Genomic DNA, 16,454 nt, shown 5'->3' on the forward strand with positions numbered 1-16,454 from the left:
TTTGATCGACAATTCTGGATGATTGCCTTTCATTATACCTGCATGTTGATGGGTTTGCTTGAAGAATTCTAGGCTTTTTCGTTCAATATATAACGGATCGTGCGCTTGGTGATATTCAGCTTCTTGCTCAGCAGCTGTCTGTCGCCTTTCGTCTCCGCCAGTCCTTTTTCGATGATGGTCCTTCCTACTTCTGTCTCCAGCTGTTTAATCCGTTTGATCAGGTAATCAAAATCGATTTCCTCAATAGATTTCACATGTCGGGTAATCGACTCGACAAATCGTGTACACTCCAGATCGATATGCTGGATGGTCTCAGACAACTGTGATGCAGCCTGGCTCTGACCAATAGCCTGCTCACGTATGCTGGCCGGCAGATGCTCTAATCGCAGTACCTGACATTCGTGCAAGGCCATCGTCTGATTCAATACATTGATGAGCTGCCTGACGTTGCCGGGCCAAGCGTATTGCTGCAAAAGCTCCATGGCCTCCGAATCAATCTCACAATCCTCGCGGCTTCGCTTCTCCAAAAAAGCATGAGCGATTGCCGGGATATCCTGGACTCGTTCACGCAGGGGAGGAATCGTCAGCTTGATGCCTTCCAGACGGTAGAGCAGATCTCGGCGAAAGCGGTTCATGTCTACTTCGTGCTCCAGATTGCGGTTTGTCGCAGAAATAAAACGGATGTTGCTTTGCGCGACCTGCTCGCCGCCCACTCGCATGTATTCTCCTGTTTCCAGCGTACGTAAGAGCTTGACCTGAATCGAGGTCGGGGCTTCCCCGATCTCATCCAAAAAGAGTGTCCCATTGTGTGCCAGCTCAAAAAAGCCCTTTCGCGACTTCAAAGCACCGGTAAACGCACCTTTTTCATAGCCGAACAGTTCACTTTCCAACAGGGATTCAGGTACCGCCCCACAGTTGAATGCAACGAAAGGCTGCTGTGATCGCGAACTGGCTCCGTGGAGAAAGCGGGCCATGAGTTCCTTGCCTGTTCCGGTTTCTCCTTCGATCAAGACATGGATGGCTTTTGGCGCCAATTTTTTTGCAATCGCAGCGACCTTGGCCATCGGACTGCTTGGAGCGTATACAATGCCAAATGAAGCGGCTTCGCGGACAAGCTCATTCTCCTGATGGACCGATGCTTCCAGCAGCGAGTCGATGATCCGCTCCAGACTATCGAGGTCATCAAACGGCTTTTCCAGGTAGTCCTTGGCTCCCCACTGAATCGCCGTTACGGCTGTTTTGATGGTGCTGTAGCCCGTCATGATCAGGATTTCGCAGGATGGGTATACGGCTTTGATCCGCCTCAATAAATCTAAACCCGTGGCATCGGGCAGCTTCAGGTCGAGCAGGGCAGCGTGGAATCCGGTGGACGGTTCATGCAGCAGCCGATCCACCTCCTTGCCCGTATGAGCGACGGTCACCTCGCAGTTTTTCTGCCGGAGAAAATAGGTGAAAAAGGACGTAACCTCGTGTTCGTCATCGACGATCAGGATTCGTTTCTTCGTCATCATGTACCTCCTCATCCGATAACTGTGGCAACAACAACGTGAACCTGCTGTAGTGGCTGCTTTCGCTCTCAGCCGTGAGTTTTCCTCCGTGGGCAAGCGCAATGCCCAGACTGACGGACAGGCCCAGACCGGTTCCTTTTGAGCGCTCCTTGGTAGAAAAGAAAGGCTGAAAGATTTGCGGAAGATGATCAGGCGAGATGCCGCTGCCATTATCGTGAACGAAAAGGCCGACGTACGAACGATCATCTTCCTGGTGATGAAAGGAGCGAATCGTGATTTGCGGGTCTTCCTTGCCAGCGAGCGCATCTCTTGCATTTAGCAGCAGATTGATGATAATTTGCTCGATCTGATGGCGGCTGCCGTAGAAAGAAAGAGGAGATGGGGATGCCTCGAAGTGTACGGCTAATCCCGAGACGGTAAGCTGGTAGCCAATCAGCCCCAGCGCATCTTCCACCACATCATCAATCGAGACGATTTCAAACTGATATTCTTCCTGACGCGAAAAGGTCAGGAGGTTCTGAATGATTTTTTTGCACCGAACGCCGCAGCGGTAGATGTCATTCATCAGGGGAGTGGCAGAGCTAGTCCCCATTTCCCGCAACAGAAGCTGAGAATTGCCGAGAATGGCCGTCAAGGGACTGTTCAATTCATGAGCAATGCCTGCTGCGATTTCACCGATGGCAGCCATCTTAGCGGATTGAACCAGCTGGGCCTCGATTTTGACTTTCTCATGGACATCCTGAAAGAGCAGGATATTTTCCACGCAAACGCTGATGTGGCTTGCTGTCAGGAGAAACAATTCGTATTCTTCTCCGGACAACTGCTCCTCCTTCTGATGGAGAATCGTCAGAAAGCCGAAATTTTGCTGGCGTGGGCTGTGCAAGGGAACAGAAGTAGCGGCGTGATCGATGAGAACCTCCTGCAGCGATGCATGCAGCCTAGTCTGGTTCAGCGACATATCCGCAGATGCGGCTTCGATCAAGGTTTGGCACTGCCATTCGGTTCCATTCCAGCGGGAAAGATAGGTAGAACGCGTGCCTCCTTTCACCAGGGAAAGGGCAAAATGCTTAAAGGGAAGAATCTGCTTCAGCTGGGAAGCGATGTAGATGCTTGTCTCAGGCCAGGAAGCATTGATCTGGATTTGCGTCAACTGGTTGATCACAGCGAGCTGGCTATTCTTCTTTTTCATTTCTTCAACCAGATAGTTCAGCTCTGTGTAGTAGCTTTTGCGAGAGGATTGGATGCCGGTCAGCTTCTCTAGCATTTCTTGTTTGTCAAACATGAATGGCCTCCTAGAGTGCTTGTTGAAAGAGAGCGGCAACATCATTCGCACTCATGTCGCGGGGATTGGTCGTCATGCATACGTCGAGAATGGCGTGTTCACTCAAAAGCGGAATCTGCTCAGGCTGCAGGCCAATGGCAGAGAGGGACTCCGGGATATCCAGATCACGCGCCAAGTCCTTTACAGCTTTTAAGGTAAGGCGAGAAGCGTCATGGGAACTGAGGCCAGCCGTGCTTTCGCCCAGACACTCGGCGATTTGCCGGTACTTTTCAGGGGCAGCGATATAGTTGTACTCCAGCACGTACGGCAAAAGAATCGCATTCACTTCCCCGTGAGGCGCGTCGAGAAACCCGCCAAGCTGATGAGACATCGCATGGACGGCTCCGAGGATGGCGTTGGAAAAGGCAATCCCTGCTTGCAAGCTGGCCATGGCCATTGCTTGCTTGGCTTCTGCGTTGTAGCAGCTCGCCACAGATGGTCGCAAATGATTGGCGATCAAACGCATGGCCTGCAGCGAATGAACCTCGGTGAGAGGCGTGGCTGCGAGTGAAATGTAGGATTCGATTGCGTGGGTGAGGACGTCCATGCCTGTGTTCGCCGTCAATTGCTTGTCCTTGGTCATCAAAGTCTGCGGATCAATAATCGCGATATCGGGAATAAGCGACTTGGAGATGATCGCCATTTTTACTTTTCGTTCACTATCTACGATGATCGAAAATTGCGACACCTCTGAGCCGGAACCGGCTGTGGTAGGTACCATCACCATAGGCGGCAAAGGATGCTCAATTTTATCGACGCCCTCATATTGGACGATACTTCCATCATTGGTACCCAGCAAGGCAATCGCTTTTGCTGCGTCTACGGCACTGCCTCCTCCAACACCCAGGATCGCATTGCATTCACGGGCACGATATTCGGCTACTCCTGCGTGAACCTCGTGGTCTTTGGGATTGGCAGTGATCTGGGTCCACAGGCAATAGTCCAGGTTTTGCTGGCCGAGATAGTGGATAATACGCTCGATCCAGCCTGCGTTCTCTACCCCTGGATCGCTGACAATGAACACACGCGTCGCACCCAGCCTGCGCAAACTTTCCCCCACCTGGCGAAGAGATTGATTTCCAAAGATGATTTCAGGTGTCATAAATTTAGAAATCTGCATACATTGCTCCTCCTTCCTCCATTTCATAGTAATACCGCACGATAGCGTCGATTTCCTTTATCAGCCAAAAGGTCGGCAGTCGGGCCGTTTTTTTGGCCATTCAGCCAAAAAATTGGCTGGAAAGAGCGATGAAATGCACACTAAATTCGAAATATAAAGCGTTTTCATTTTGGCACGCTGTTTGCAAAAGCATAGGAGTGTCGGATATTCCAAAAAGAAAAGAGGAGGAAGCAGCGATGAAAGCAGCGGTTGTCAACGGTTTCAATCAGAAGCTCGAGGTAAAGGAAGTAGAAGTGCCAGAGGTAGGGTATGGTCAGGTATTGGTTCGCATCAAAACCTGCGGAGTCTGCCATACAGATCTGCATGCAGCCCAGGGTGATTGGCCTGTCAAACCAAAACTGCCTTTGATTCCAGGACATGAAGGTGTCGGTGTGGTAGAAAAGCTCGGCGATGGGGTGACCTCACTGAAAATCGGAGATCGTGTAGGGATTCCCTGGCTGTTCTCTGCTTGCGGAGAATGTGACTATTGCCTCACTGGCTGGGAAACTTTGTGTCAGCAGCAGCTAAACGGCGGCTACTCGGCAGACGGCGCCTATGCGCAGTATTGTGTGGCACCTGCTGCGTACGTAGCACGGATTCCGGATGAACTGAACGACGTCGATGCTGCCCCTATTCTGTGCGCGGGTGTCACGACTTACAAAGCGTTGAAGGTGGCAAACATCAAGCCAGGTGAGTGGGTGGCCATCTACGGAATCGGCGGGCTGGGACACGTTGCCCTGCAATATGCCAAAGCGATGGGCTACAATGTGGTAGCGGTCGACATCCATCAGGAAAAACTGGAGCTGGCGAAAGAACTGGGAGCAGACGTAACGGTGAACGGCAGTGAAACAGACCCGATTCAAGCCATTCAGGAGCAAGTCGGTGGCGTTCATGCTGCGATCAGTGTCGCTGTCACGAAAAAGGCTTTTGAGCAGGCGTACAAGTCGGTGAGACGCGGAGGTTCGTTGGTCGTCGTGGGCTTGCCGAATGCTGACCTGCCAATCCCGATCTTTGATACCGTTCTTAACGGAGTAACGGTAAAAGGCTCCATCGTGGGCACTAGAAAAGACATGCAGGAGGCGTTGGATTTTGCAGCGCGTGGAAAAGTGAGAGCAATCATCGAGACTCAGCCATTGGAGAAGATCAACGAAATCTTTGAGCGTATGGAAAAAGGGCAAATCAACGGTCGCGTCGTTCTGACTCTGGATTAAAGAGATTATAAAAAAGCTGCCATCTTGCTGGTCTGTTACAGAACCAGGATGGCAGCTTTTTCGTCAGGTTTTCTAAGATTCAGCATTCAAATACTTCTCATAAGGCGTGTAATCGATTTGCTTGGATTCCAGATGGGCAATGAGCCATTTATGATCTCTTTTCGGTGTAGCGACGATGTACCCTTTGACAATCAAATCGGTTGTAATGGTGTGTGCTTTCTCTTCCAGAGCAAGCTGTCCGATCTTGGCCGCGATAGAGCGCCGCGCAACGTCACGAAAAAGCTGTGGCACGGGGGAGACCAGTTCGTTCAACAGCTCAAGCCCTTCCTCCGTCCAAAGCGAGCGCGTCTTATCAATATAATGATCCTGCCAATCGAGATCAGACTTGCCATCCTGTTTGGGCATCGATTTCAAAAATTTGCGGAACATGAAGTATCCGCCAATAAACATCAGACTGACCAGAACAATCGTCCAACCCACGATAAAGAAGGAGAACCCTGCGGTCATTTGCATGCTCGTACACCTCGTTTACCAGACACTTTATATAAAAAAATGCATGTACATCAAAGTGTAACGCATTTTGCTTCACACAACAAACTTTTTGTGTGCAAGCCCTTCCCGAGGGTTTTCTCTTCCCAAGCGCACATATAATTTAGTATGATAAGAATTAATCTTATTTAGGAGTTGACGCTCATGTTCAAGCTTGGACAACGTGTCGTCATCGTGGCCGACTCCTTTGAGCAAGGTTTGCCAATTAGCGAATACGGTTACCTGATCGCTCGTGACCGTAATCCCGACAGTGCATTTGCGTGGATAGTGCGAATCCCTAAAATAGATAAGCAATTCCCCGTTATTGAAGAGGATATCGCTCTGGAAGAGCAGCTTCTGGAAGAGGAGGCTGAGAGAGTATCCCGCGAGGCTTTGCTCGATTACGCGCTGGCAAAACGCAACGAAGCATTATTTCGTCAACTGCTGGGCATGCAGGAGGCGGAAACGGCTAATGACGAACCCGTCAAGGAATCAATGGAAGAATTTATCCGCAAAGTAAACATGAAAGCCTGGATTTGAGACGGGAGACGCGGATCTGAACGGTTTTCCTCATGGGAAAATCGTTCTTCTTTGCTGGATTCGTCCATTCTCTTGATACAATTTGTGTAGGAAATGAAAGCGAGGCTGTTTCATGTCTGATTTTGTGACGTTTACCAATGAGTTGGGCCAATCCGTACAGATGTCGCGTGAAGATTATCAAAAAAAAGTGATTCCCGGCAACCTGGATAAATACTGGGACAACAAGGAGAAGCTGCGAGAGTACGCCATGGAGCTGGCGAAGGATCAGTTCAACGAACAGGCTGCGATCGCTGCGGACAGGCTTTTGGAGCTGTACGGGCCCATCGAGTCAGCACTGATTTTTCGCGCTGTCGTCCACATGCAAGCCAGAGAATTTGAACGAGCCAAAACGATTTTGATCAATTGTCTGGATCGTTTTCCGGCTTCAGGAGCCGCATGTACCAACCTGGCCAAAATCTATGGAGCTGAGGGTGACGAAGCTAAAGCCTTTGAAATGCTGGAAACAGCTTTGTTCAAAGATCCGAACCAGGAAAATGCTTTGAATTTATACGCGCAAGCTTTCATTGCTGGCGGAAAAAAGGATGAGCTCAGACGCAGATTGGAAACGCTTGCTGCCAAAGAAGGGGCGTGGCGTCCAAAGCTGCACTTGGCGCGAGTCGCACTGAGTGAGGAAAACCTCCTGAAAGCGATGCACTGGTACAAGCAAGCCATTGAAGGGTCTTCAGATCGCTTCGAGGTAGTCATGACTGTAACAGGGGAGTTAGGACAAGCCGGATACGTCTACCAGCTGATTCAGATTTGTGAAGAGTATTGGCAGCCCGATTTCCCGTTTCCATATGCAGGATTTAATTACGCCAACGCGTTGCTCGCTACCGATCAAAAGGAAAAGGCGATTGCGATATTGCGTCATATGCAAGATCACTTGGCTGATAACTTTAAACCGATGGTCGATCAATTTCTCGCCCGTATCCCAGGCGCGGCAGAGGTAGAAGCAGCAGCGGAACAAAAAGTGGCTCAAGAACAGGCTGGCGATTCCGCACAGAAAAAGAGCTGGTGGAAGTTCTGGAAATAAAGCTATACCGGTATGAAATATGAAAAGAAGCTATCCCTTGTCACGAGACGATGGGATAGCTTCTTTCTTCGTATGTGGCTATTGGTAATGAAAATCACTTGTATGATCCATAAAACGTTCATTGGATTAAATCGTAAAGATGGAGTATGATTAAATTAATTATTAGATAATAGTTATTATTTTTAAATGAGAGGAAGCATTCCTATGAAGAATATTGATTATCATCACCTAAACCATGTGAAAGAGCAGCATAGATCAAAGAAAACACTTTGGATTACTTTGATGCTGACGCTATTTTTTACGATTGTGGAGGTTGTTGGAGGGCTGCTTTCCAATTCACTCGCCCTCTTATCGGATTCGGCGCACATGATCTCCGACGTCATCGCATTGGGGTTGAGCATGACTGCCATTTACTTGGCAACGCGCAAGCCTAATAAGAAGTACACCTTTGGCTTCTTGCGCTTCGAGATTATCGCTTCGTTTTTGAATGGATTAGCTCTGTCGATTATTGCAATCGGAATCTTTGTCGAAGGTATTAAACGAATGATCCATCCACAGGATGTAGATCTGCAGCTGATGCTGATCATTGCTTCCATCGGCTTGATTGTAAACATCGTCCTGACCATCGTCTTAAGCCGCAGTATAAAAGATGAAGAAAACCTCAACGTGAAAAGCGCGCTCTGGCACTTTATCGGAGATTTGCTCAGCTCGATCGGAGTCATTGCTTCCGCTGTATTGATTTACTTTACGGGTATTTACATCTTTGACCCGTTGATCAGTATGGTGATTGGAGGAATTATCTTCATCGGAGGGGCGAAGATCATTCGCGAGTCGTTCGCTGTATTGATGGAATCTGTACCTGAGAAATTCGACCTGGATAAAATCCGCGAAGATATCAGTATGGTCGAAGGGGTAGAGGACGTCCATGAGCTTCATTTGTGGGCAGTGACTACGGATCATTACTCGTTGACCGCTCACGTCTTTGTGAGAGAAAATATTCAACCATATTGCGTGATTATGGCCATCAACCATCTGCTCAAGACCAAGTACGGTATCAAGCATTCTACAATTCAAATCGAAGATCCGGCCATTCTGGACCACGGGGAATATGGTAAAAAGTTTTTACTTCAGCAAGCTTAATCTGAATCGTATCGGGTGAAAGGGAACGGTGCTGTCCGTATGTGAGTACGAGACAGCACCGTTTTTGTGAATCAATCTATTTAAACTGGCTGGTGAGCCGCCGTTCTAAATACGCTACGCCTTGGTACATCAAGGTTGCGACGACAGCGATGATGGCGAGGCTCATCATGACCAGGGTAAAATTGAAAACCTGGAAGCCATAAATAATCAGGTAGCCCAATCCAATTTGCGATACAAGGAATTCTCCGACGATCACACCTACCCAGGAAAGACCGACATTTACCTTCAAGGTCGCCAAAATGGTAGGAATCGTAGCAGGCAGGATCACGGACGTGAAGATTTGCCGTTTGTTGCCGCCTAGCGTTTGGACGACCTTTACGAAGTTCGGGTTGACCTCCCGAAAGCTGGTGTAGATATTGATGGTTGTAATAATCACGGAGATGGCTAACCCCATCGCGATGACCGAGACCAGGCCAGGGCCGAACAGGACGATAAAGACGGGGCCAAGGGCAACCTTTGGCATACTGTTGGCGATGACCAGATAGGGCTCTAGTACGCGAGACAAGAAGGGGGACCACCAGATCACGGTTGCGATCACGGTACCAATCAAAGTGCCGAGTACAAAGCCTACGACCGTTTCCCACACCGTCATGCCGACATGAGGGAGCAGACTGCCCTCTGCCAGCTGCGTCCATAGGAGAGCGATGATTTTGGACGGATAGCTAAAGATTAGGGAGTTGATTATATTTGTTCGCGACAGCACTTCCCAAAGCCCTATGAATACCAGAAAGAGAAGGATTTGCGTAATGAAAACCCAGGAGCGTGTTCTCCCTTCTTTTTTCAGGTAGCGTTGATGGACGGCTTCAATCTCCTTTGACTGCATCGGACAACACCTCCATCTCTTTCCACACGTATTGGAACAGATCTGAAAAGCCCTCTTGGTTTCGTGCTTCAAAAGGCAGTGCATGGCGAATCGGAGCTGGAATCGTGAGTTCCGTTCGCACTTGACCGGGATTTTTGGAAAAAATCAGCACCCGATCACCAAGCGCAATCGATTCAGACAGATCATGTGTTACCAAAATCGCGGTTTTTTTATGCCGCCGCAGTGTGGTAAACACCAGGTCTTCCAGCTTTAATTTGGTGTGGTAGTCGAGAGCGGAGAATGGCTCGTCGAGTAGCAGAATTTGCGGCTGACAGGCGAGGGTGCGAACGAGAGCGACGCGCTGTCTCATTCCTCCTGACAACTGCGTCGGAGATGACTTGCGGACATCAATCAATTCCATTTCATCGAGCAAGTGCAAGGCGTACTCCTCGGTTTCTTTGTTCCGTATTCCCTTGATCTCCAGGCCGAGGAATACGTTATCCTCGATACTGCGCCAGTTGAATAAGTAATCCTGCTGAAGCATATAGCCTACTTGTGAGGATGTCCCGGTGACCCTGTTGCCATCAATGAGAATCTTGCCGGATGTAGGCTGCTCCAATCCGGCAATCAAGGAGAGCAGCGTGGTTTTACCACAACCACTGGGACCGACCAGACAAATGAACTCGCCTTCCTCCACGCGTAGGTTAATGTCCTTGACCGCCATGAATGCCCTGTTCGAGGATAGATAGAGATGGGTCACGTGGCCGAGTTCAATTTTGGCCGGCGTAGAAGGAGTCTTGTTCATCATGGTCTACTTCCCTTCTATAGCAGCTTTGGCAAAGGTCGTATTCACCAGTTTGGCGTAATCGGCGGGGCCTTTCAGCTCTCCTGCGGAATCCATGATGTCCTGGAGCTGCTTCCATTCTGCTTCATCCAAAATCGGATCTGTGGCATAGGAGCCTTGCTCCAGATAGCGTTTAACGGCACTTTCCATGATTTCCGGTTTGATCTGCTCGAAGTACTTGGCGATGGTATCCGCGGTTTCCTTGGGTGAATGGCTGGCAACCCATTGTTGCCCTTTGTAAACGGCATTGGTAAACTTTTGGATAGCAGTCGGGTTTTTGTCGATTGTGCTTTGCTTGGTCATAAACACGGTATACGGCACTGTGCCGCTTTCCTTGCCAAACGAAGCGACGACATGACCGATGCCTTCCTGCTCAAAACGAGAGGCTTCCGGTTCGAACAACTGTACGTACTTTCCGGTACCAGATGCAAAGGAAGCGGCAATGTTTTTAAATTCGATGTTCTGGATCAGCTCCAGATCGCTTTGCGGGTTGATTTGGTGCTTTTTCAGCACGTATTCGCCAACCATCTGAGGCATGCCGCCTTTGCGCTGGCCGAGGAAGACCGTGCCTTTCAGTTGATCAAACGAAAAGGAATCGGTTTTTTCACGTGCGACGAGGAACGTGCCGTCTGTCTGTGTCAATTGCGCGAAGTTGATGACTGGATCAGCCGCTCCTTGCTGTGCGACGTATATACTCGTTTCGGAACCAACGAGCGCCACATCGATGCCATCCGAGAGTAAGGCGGACATGACTTTGTCTCCGCCAGGAATGGTGGACAGCTCTACATCCAATCCCTCTTCTTGAAAGAAGCCCTTTTCCAAGGCTACATACAAGGGCGCGTAGAACAGGGAGCGAGTCACTTCACCGATACGAATTTTTTCTGGGGCACTTGAGCAACCACTCAAGATGGCCATTCCCACAAGGCCGATAGCCATACCCAGAGAGAGAAGACGTTTCATCATCCAAAGTCCCTCCTTGCTAGGTTTGTTGTCTGTGGTAAGGTATGCGATGATGGAAAAAAGGGTGAATGCCCAGATGAAGGGACAGGCGCCTGAACAAACGACAGTGTGGACGCATTGAAGCAAAAGGAGACAAGAAGTCGTGATACTTACTTTTTTGGGAACAGGTTCCGGAGCACCCACAACCAAGCGGAATGTGAGCGCGATTGGACTTCGCTTTATGCAAGCAGGAAAATGGTGGCTTTTTGACTGCGGAGAAGGGACCCAGCATCAATTGCTTCGGGCGCCGATGAAAATCAGTCAGTTGGAAAAAATCTTCATTACGCATCTGCACGGTGACCATCTGTATGGCCTGATTGGATTGTTGGCCAGCCGATCGCTGCGCAACGGGGAAGCATCGCAGCTCGATCTGTACGGACCCCCAGGCTTGGATCGTTATTATCGCACGATCATGGAGGTCAGTCCTGTCCATCTGCACTATCCTTTGCAGATCCATATCGTGAGCGAGGGTGTTGTCTATGAGGATGACGAGGTTATCGTGACCTGCAGTCCGGCCAAGCATCGGGTGCAGTCCTTTGCTTATGCCGTGCAAGAAAAAGAGAAGCCGGGCGCATTCCAGGTTGAGCTTGCCAAACAGATGGGGGTGCCTTCTGGGCCTCTTTATGGTGCATTGAAACGAGGAGAGCAGGTCGTGCTGCCCGATGGTCGGATGCTTGACGGGAAGGATTTTGTAGGGGAAGCACAGCCAGGACGAAAAATCGTGATTAGCGGGGATACCGAGCCTTGTCAATCCGTTCTTGAACTTGCTCAGGATGCTGATTTGCTGGTTCATGAGGCGACGTATGCGCAGCGGGATAAGGATTTGGCTGTTCGCAGCGGTCATTCGACAGCCCAGGAAGCCGCCAAGCTGGCGAGCAAAGCAGGCGTGAAAATGCTCTGCTTGACCCACTTTAGTCCGCGTTATGAGGATGAAGAAGGGGACTTTACGATGGAAGATCTGTTGGCTGAGGCGAGAGAGCGTTTTCCTGCTACGACCCTGGCAGCGGATTTCTATAGTCTGCCAGTCAAGAGAGTGCGAAAAACGATGGGAGAAAGGAACGATCCCTGTTATAATGAATGATCATTAACAGGACGTAAGAAAGGAAAGAGGGGTATGAAACGGATTACCTTCACAACACCGGAAGAGCTGGTGGCACACTGCCTGCAAGAAGAAGTGAATCTGGTTATTGAATACAGGGACGCTGCCAATAAGCAGCGCCAAGTGATTTTGTCGGGTGATCGCCTCCAGGAGGCAGCGACCTACCTGGATTACGACAAGCCTGAGGCGTATTACCGCAAGGATGGAATTTTCTTTGAGGTCATCGCAGGCTGGAAGAGCATTTAGTAGAGATAGAGGGGTTTAAGAGGAGAGGAAAGGTGAAAGGCAGTGTCCGGTATACGGATCAGCAGGTCCATTGTGATACGCTATGGCATGTTTATGCTGGGGCTCTTTATCGGAGCCTTCGGGTGCGTTCTGACCATTCAGGCAAACATGGGAGTAGCGCCTTGGGATACTTTTCATATTGGTCTGCAGAAAACGTTTGGTCTAACGATTGGAATATGGTCGCAAATTGTTGGGGTTGTCGTTATCTTGTCCTCTTATTTGCTCGCCAAGATAAAGCCTACATTTGGCATGTTTCTGAATATGGTCTGTTTCGGCAGTTTTCTGGATTTGATTTTGTGGTGGGATATCGTGCCGCAAATCGAGGGTTTGTTCGAACGCACCGTGATGTTTTTAATGGGGATGATGATCATGGGCGTAGGCATCGGCATGTATCTCTCTCCACGTCTTGGAGCTGGCCCCCGAGACAGCTTCATGCTGGCGATGAATGAGCGCCTGGGATGGAGCATCCAAAAAGTAAGATTGATCATCGAGGTTACTGTTCTAATCGCGGGAGCCGCATTAGGTGGACCTGTTTCTGTCGGTACGGTCTTGATCGCGTTGTTGACTGGACCGATGATTCAAAGAACCATTCCGTTTTGGCAAATGGTGATGAAAAAACAATACGCGCTGCCAGAGCGGGTAGAGCGTCGAGCCAGCTAATTCCATGACTTTCTTTGGTCGATAGGAATTTAAATTTTTGCCTATCGACATAAGTGCAACTAAGGCCCCGCCAAAAGCTTGGCGGGGCCAAGTTTTCTAATCGGCACTGAGGGTATGCGTCCAAAAACGGGCACGCATGTAGGCGGGAGTCCAATCAGGATTGACGATCCGCACATACAGTATGACTAGTTGCCGATAAAGGAGGGAAAGCGAATGAGTAGTGTATTTAACGGATTTGGATTCGACGATTTTGCTTTGGTGTTGGTGTTGTTCGTATTGCTCGTGATCGTTGCATGTGCGTGTGATTAAGACATACCAGCGATCTGGTTGACAATACTGCAAAAATGGAGAGCTGAGAGGCTCTCCATTTTTGTATGTATCGCGCGAAAAGGGGATGCAACACAGTGTGGTTGCATCCCCATGATAAACAATCTTATCCGAGTCGATCTTGCACTTGTTTTTTAACGGAAGACATTTGTTTGTCACTCAATTTTACACCTACAGCTTTGCTTACCTTTTTGATCAGTTCATCCAACTTCTTACCGTTCTTGAGGTCTTTTTTGGTATATCCCTTGCCAAGTGCCTTGATATCGTCCATTTTCCATTTTTTCTTGCTCTTTTTGTTGATTTTCTTCAATATGTCATTGGCTTTTTCTTTTCCCATGCTCATTCGCTCCTCTCATGCTGGTGGCTGGTCTCCATGCAGTTATATGGAAGAAGCTGCTGTCTTGTCTGGACACATGCACCGGTTTTCTCGCCTATTTTGGCAGGCATGTGTAAATGCCCAACCCTCCAAGGTCAAAAGCACATAGGATGAGGCAGAAAGAAGCATGACAGGAGGCTAATGAGTTGAAGATTATCAGCTTTCATCAGGAAACGCCATTTGGCGAGATATTACGTGACTTGCAGGGAAAAATCAGGTCCCAAAAGGAAAAAAAGCCGTGGCGCAGCTTCGATGACATGTCCTGTATGTGCGTGAATCAACAGGTGTATCGGTTGATTCAAAAGCACTGTGAACGCTACAAGGCGACTGTGGAAGAAAATTTGACAATAAAGCTGCATGCGGAAGAAGAGATCCCATGGGGTGTGAAGTATGTTGGTGCACAACGGCGCTGGAAAAAGGGAAAGGGTGCGGGAGTCAAGATCGGTGTCATCGATACAGGGATCTCACGCGATCATTTTGAATTAAAGAACCGAGTCAAAGGTGGTGTCGACTTTGTTCGCGGCAGGCAAAATGGTCACGGCACACACGTGGCTGGAATTATCGTAGCCGAGATGAATCAAAGAGGAATCGTTGGCGTTTCTCCAGAGTCCCATATCTATGACATACGTGCCTTCGACGAGGAAGGAAAGTCATCCCTCGCTACGATTCTGCGGGCCATCAACTGGTCGATCGAGAATGGAATGGACATCGTCAACATGAGCTTTGGAATGCCGCAGTACAGTGAGGCACTCGCACGCGTCATTAAAAAGGCAAATGACCGTGGCGTTGTGATGGTGGCTTCAGCGGGGAACAATGGCGGAGAAGTCGAATATCCCGCCAGATACGATGGGGTAGTGGGAGTTAGTGCGATCGATCAGAACGGCAATCTGGCATCGTTCAGCTCAAGGGGCAAGGGAGCCGATCGAAGGGCCCCTGGGGTAGACATATTATCTACGTGGCCTGGTAATCAATTCCGAAAGCTGAATGGGACGTCAATGGCAGCCCCACACGTCACTGGCCTGATGGCACTGCAAATGGCTCGACGGATAAAAGTGAAGGCGACAACTGTATAAAATCGTGTGACGTGGTCGAGGGACCAAAGCGAAAAAGACATTCAAACGTTGTTTGAATGTCTTTTTCAATTCGCCAACTGCTGGTTCATAGGAAGATCATTGGTGCACTTTGGTGTCGTGATCTTGCTGTACTCGGAACCATATATTAAGATCATTTATGAGACTGGCCAATTCATGGATTTCGCTGTTTAATTCGCAAGAGCGTAGGAAATTTTCCTCTTCTGACATTTGCTTGGTTTTTTCAATGATGATCACTTCCAATTGGAGGATGCGATCTGGAATGGTTGCTCGAATTTCCTCCCACTCCAAGAGTATGTCAGCTCGCTCTTCGCTCGAATAGTCGTCCCAGTCCAAATGGAGCATGGGCAGCGAAATGCCAAGTCGTTCATCTTGTATAAATTGGTAACGCAATGGTTCGTTCACTCCTCTCCATTCCCATCATATCAAAAATGGAGACGGATTGGGGAGAGAAAAGCGCAGGAAAGGGTGGATGCCCATGAAAGAACGTCGCATCTTGATCGATGCAGATGCTTGCCCTCGCCAGGCACTGGCGATCGCACAAGCACTGAGTGCGGAATTGAACTGGAGATGTTTGACATACGCGAGCTTCAATCATCAATTGCATGGGGAAAACCATACGGTAGTAGACGCTGGTCCGCAGGCGGTCGACATGAAGGTAGCGAACGAGACCAGAGTAGGGGATATCGTCGTCACGCAGGATATCGGTCTTGCTGCACTCATTTTGGGTAAAAAGGCGTTTTCTCTGACACCGCACGGCATGATTTTTGATCCAGACCGAATCGAGTTCCATCTGGAGGAGCGCAATGAAAAAGCCCGATATCGCAGAGGGGGAGGAAGAACACGTGGGCCTGCTGCCCGTACGCGTGAGGATGATCAGCGTTTTGCAGCATCCCTGCGTTCATTGATGGAGAAAGAGGTTTGTTTATGAGCGAAACTAAAAATTTTGTGCAGCCGTTACAGCTCGGTATCTTTGCTGTTTTATCTATTTTGATGCTTGGTTTACATATCAGCAGTGCACTAACCGCAGCAGACCGCCTCGCATTTGAATGGATGGAAGTCATACGTGCGGATTGGATCACGACTTTTCTGAGTGCACTCACCTTTTTGGGAGGTGCGAGTGCACTGGCTCCTCTGGGAATCATCGTGGTGATCGTTTGCTTTCTCAAGGGGTATCGGTCAGAAGCGCTTACGATCTTTCTCACTCTGCTGGTACAAGGAAAAAAGCTGGTCGTCGCTCATTCAGCCTGTTGCGTTCGCGCTGGTCTTCTTATTGGCTGCGAGCCGTGTGTATCTGGGGGTTCATTACCTGAGTGATATACTGACTGGCTTTTGTCTTTCCATGGTTCTCTATTTTGGAGCTAGTATCACTTACCAGCGATGGGAAAAGAGACGACCAGCGATCGTCTCTCCACTAGAAACAACTCGGTAG

At 49.3% G+C, this 16,454-nt stretch carries 20 protein-coding genes and 1 pseudogene; 12 read left to right on the top strand and 9 right to left on the bottom strand.

The window, feature by feature from the left end:
- Positions 1-68: 68 nt before the first annotated feature.
- From JZI27_RS01565 to JZI27_RS01575, 3 genes are read right to left on the bottom strand one after another with little or no spacing between them, the layout of a single operon-like run.
- Positions 69-1,508 (bottom strand): sigma-54-dependent transcriptional regulator, encoded by a 1,440-nt coding sequence (locus tag JZI27_RS01565; RefSeq protein WP_280206457.1) that lies wholly within the window; start codon positions 1,506-1,508, stop codon positions 69-71.
- Positions 1,477-2,790, bottom strand: a complete 1,314-nt coding sequence (locus JZI27_RS01570; RefSeq protein WP_251244289.1) for a sensor histidine kinase — start codon at positions 2,788-2,790, stop codon at positions 1,477-1,479. Before JZI27_RS01570 ends, JZI27_RS01565 begins: the two co-directional genes overlap by 32 nt.
- A gap of 10 nt (positions 2,791-2,800) precedes the next feature.
- Positions 2,801-3,949 (bottom strand): iron-containing alcohol dehydrogenase, encoded by a 1,149-nt coding sequence (locus JZI27_RS01575; protein WP_251244288.1) that lies wholly within the window; start codon positions 3,947-3,949, stop codon positions 2,801-2,803.
- A 236-nt stretch (positions 3,950-4,185) separates the two neighbouring features.
- Here JZI27_RS01575 and adhP point away from each other — a divergent pair, with 236 nt between their 5' ends.
- On the top strand, positions 4,186-5,199 hold the full coding sequence (gene adhP / locus JZI27_RS01580; RefSeq protein ID WP_122908519.1) for an alcohol dehydrogenase AdhP: 1,014 nt from the start codon (positions 4,186-4,188) through the stop codon (positions 5,197-5,199).
- Between the two features lie 72 nt (positions 5,200-5,271).
- Here adhP and JZI27_RS01585 read toward each other — a convergent pair whose 3' ends face one another.
- On the bottom strand, positions 5,272-5,706 hold the full coding sequence (locus JZI27_RS01585) for a DUF2621 family protein (protein WP_122908561.1): 435 nt from the start codon (positions 5,704-5,706) through the stop codon (positions 5,272-5,274).
- 186 nt (positions 5,707-5,892) lie between these two features.
- On the opposite strand from JZI27_RS01585, the gene JZI27_RS01590 reads away from it, so the two are divergent.
- From JZI27_RS01590 to JZI27_RS01600, 3 genes are all read left to right on the top strand, one after another.
- Positions 5,893-6,267, top strand: a complete 375-nt coding sequence (locus JZI27_RS01590; protein ID WP_251244287.1) for an ATPase — start codon at positions 5,893-5,895, stop codon at positions 6,265-6,267.
- A 112-nt stretch (positions 6,268-6,379) separates the two neighbouring features.
- Positions 6,380-7,339, top strand: a complete 960-nt coding sequence (locus tag JZI27_RS01595) for a tetratricopeptide repeat protein (RefSeq protein ID WP_251244286.1) — start codon at positions 6,380-6,382, stop codon at positions 7,337-7,339.
- Between the two features lie 204 nt (positions 7,340-7,543).
- Entirely contained in the window at positions 7,544-8,479 is a 936-nt protein-coding gene (locus tag JZI27_RS01600) for a cation diffusion facilitator family transporter (RefSeq protein WP_251244285.1), read from the top strand.
- A gap of 76 nt (positions 8,480-8,555) precedes the next feature.
- Here JZI27_RS01600 and JZI27_RS01605 read toward each other — a convergent pair whose 3' ends face one another.
- From JZI27_RS01605 to JZI27_RS01615, 3 genes are read right to left on the bottom strand one after another with little or no spacing between them, the layout of a single operon-like run.
- Complete coding sequence (locus JZI27_RS01605) at positions 8,556-9,362, bottom strand: ABC transporter permease (protein WP_251244284.1); 807 nt, start codon at positions 9,360-9,362, stop codon at positions 8,556-8,558.
- Positions 9,343-10,146, bottom strand: coding sequence for an ABC transporter ATP-binding protein (locus tag JZI27_RS01610; RefSeq protein ID WP_251244304.1), 804 nt, complete (start codon positions 10,144-10,146; stop codon positions 9,343-9,345). The genes JZI27_RS01605 and JZI27_RS01610 overlap by 20 nt, the downstream gene beginning before the upstream one ends.
- A 6-nt stretch (positions 10,147-10,152) precedes the next feature.
- Positions 10,153-11,145 carry an ABC transporter substrate-binding protein gene (locus JZI27_RS01615; protein WP_122908559.1) on the bottom strand — a complete coding sequence of 331 codons (993 nt, stop codon included), beginning with the start codon at positions 11,143-11,145 and terminating at the stop codon, positions 10,153-10,155.
- 142 nt (positions 11,146-11,287) lie between these two features.
- Here JZI27_RS01615 and rnz point away from each other — a divergent pair.
- The 4 genes and pseudogenes from rnz (at position 11,288) to JZI27_RS01635 (ending at position 13,537) form a co-directional block, all read left to right on the top strand.
- Positions 11,288-12,258, top strand: a pseudogene (gene rnz, locus JZI27_RS01620) (ribonuclease Z).
- A gap of 40 nt (positions 12,259-12,298) precedes the next feature.
- Entirely contained in the window at positions 12,299-12,529 is a 231-nt protein-coding gene (locus tag JZI27_RS01625; protein ID WP_280206464.1) for a hypothetical protein, read from the top strand.
- 87 nt (positions 12,530-12,616) lie between these two features.
- Complete coding sequence (locus JZI27_RS01630; protein ID WP_276531806.1) at positions 12,617-13,228, top strand: YczE/YyaS/YitT family protein; 612 nt, start codon at positions 12,617-12,619, stop codon at positions 13,226-13,228.
- A gap of 213 nt (positions 13,229-13,441) precedes the next feature.
- Positions 13,442-13,537: a YjcZ family sporulation protein gene (locus tag JZI27_RS01635; protein WP_122908512.1), complete on the top strand. Its 96-nt coding sequence runs from the start codon at positions 13,442-13,444 to the stop codon at positions 13,535-13,537.
- 124 nt (positions 13,538-13,661) lie between these two features.
- Here JZI27_RS01635 and JZI27_RS01640 read toward each other — a convergent pair whose 3' ends face one another.
- Positions 13,662-13,892, bottom strand: coding sequence for a stage VI sporulation protein F (locus tag JZI27_RS01640; RefSeq protein ID WP_245996671.1), 231 nt, complete (start codon positions 13,890-13,892; stop codon positions 13,662-13,664).
- 185 nt (positions 13,893-14,077) lie between these two features.
- On the opposite strand from JZI27_RS01640, the gene JZI27_RS01645 reads away from it, so the two are divergent.
- The gene (locus JZI27_RS01645; RefSeq protein WP_122908510.1) at positions 14,078-15,004 is read left to right on the top strand and encodes a S8 family peptidase; all 927 of its coding nucleotides are present in this window, start codon (positions 14,078-14,080) and stop codon (positions 15,002-15,004) included.
- Positions 15,005-15,100: 96 nt separating this feature from the next.
- Here JZI27_RS01645 and JZI27_RS01650 read toward each other — a convergent pair whose 3' ends face one another.
- Entirely contained in the window at positions 15,101-15,427 is a 327-nt protein-coding gene (locus JZI27_RS01650) for a hypothetical protein (RefSeq protein ID WP_122908509.1), read from the bottom strand.
- 73 nt (positions 15,428-15,500) lie between these two features.
- Between JZI27_RS01650 and JZI27_RS01655 the strand changes: the two genes are divergently transcribed.
- The 3 genes from JZI27_RS01655 to JZI27_RS01665 are packed head-to-tail and all read left to right on the top strand — an operon-like array spanning position 15,501 to position 16,454.
- Positions 15,501-15,953 carry a DUF188 domain-containing protein gene (locus JZI27_RS01655; RefSeq protein WP_251244281.1) on the top strand — a complete coding sequence of 151 codons (453 nt, stop codon included), beginning with the start codon at positions 15,501-15,503 and terminating at the stop codon, positions 15,951-15,953.
- The gene (locus tag JZI27_RS01660; protein WP_280206472.1) at positions 15,950-16,339 is read left to right on the top strand and encodes a hypothetical protein; all 390 of its coding nucleotides are present in this window, start codon (positions 15,950-15,952) and stop codon (positions 16,337-16,339) included. Before JZI27_RS01655 ends, JZI27_RS01660 begins: the two co-directional genes overlap by 4 nt.
- On the top strand, positions 16,284-16,454 hold the full coding sequence (locus tag JZI27_RS01665) for a phosphatase PAP2 family protein (protein ID WP_338075387.1): 171 nt from the start codon (positions 16,284-16,286) through the stop codon (positions 16,452-16,454). Before JZI27_RS01660 ends, JZI27_RS01665 begins: the two co-directional genes overlap by 56 nt.

This window comes from Brevibacillus sp. AY1, from assembly GCF_029870785.1.
Classification (GTDB): domain Bacteria; phylum Bacillota; class Bacilli; order Brevibacillales; family Brevibacillaceae; genus Brevibacillus; species Brevibacillus invocatus.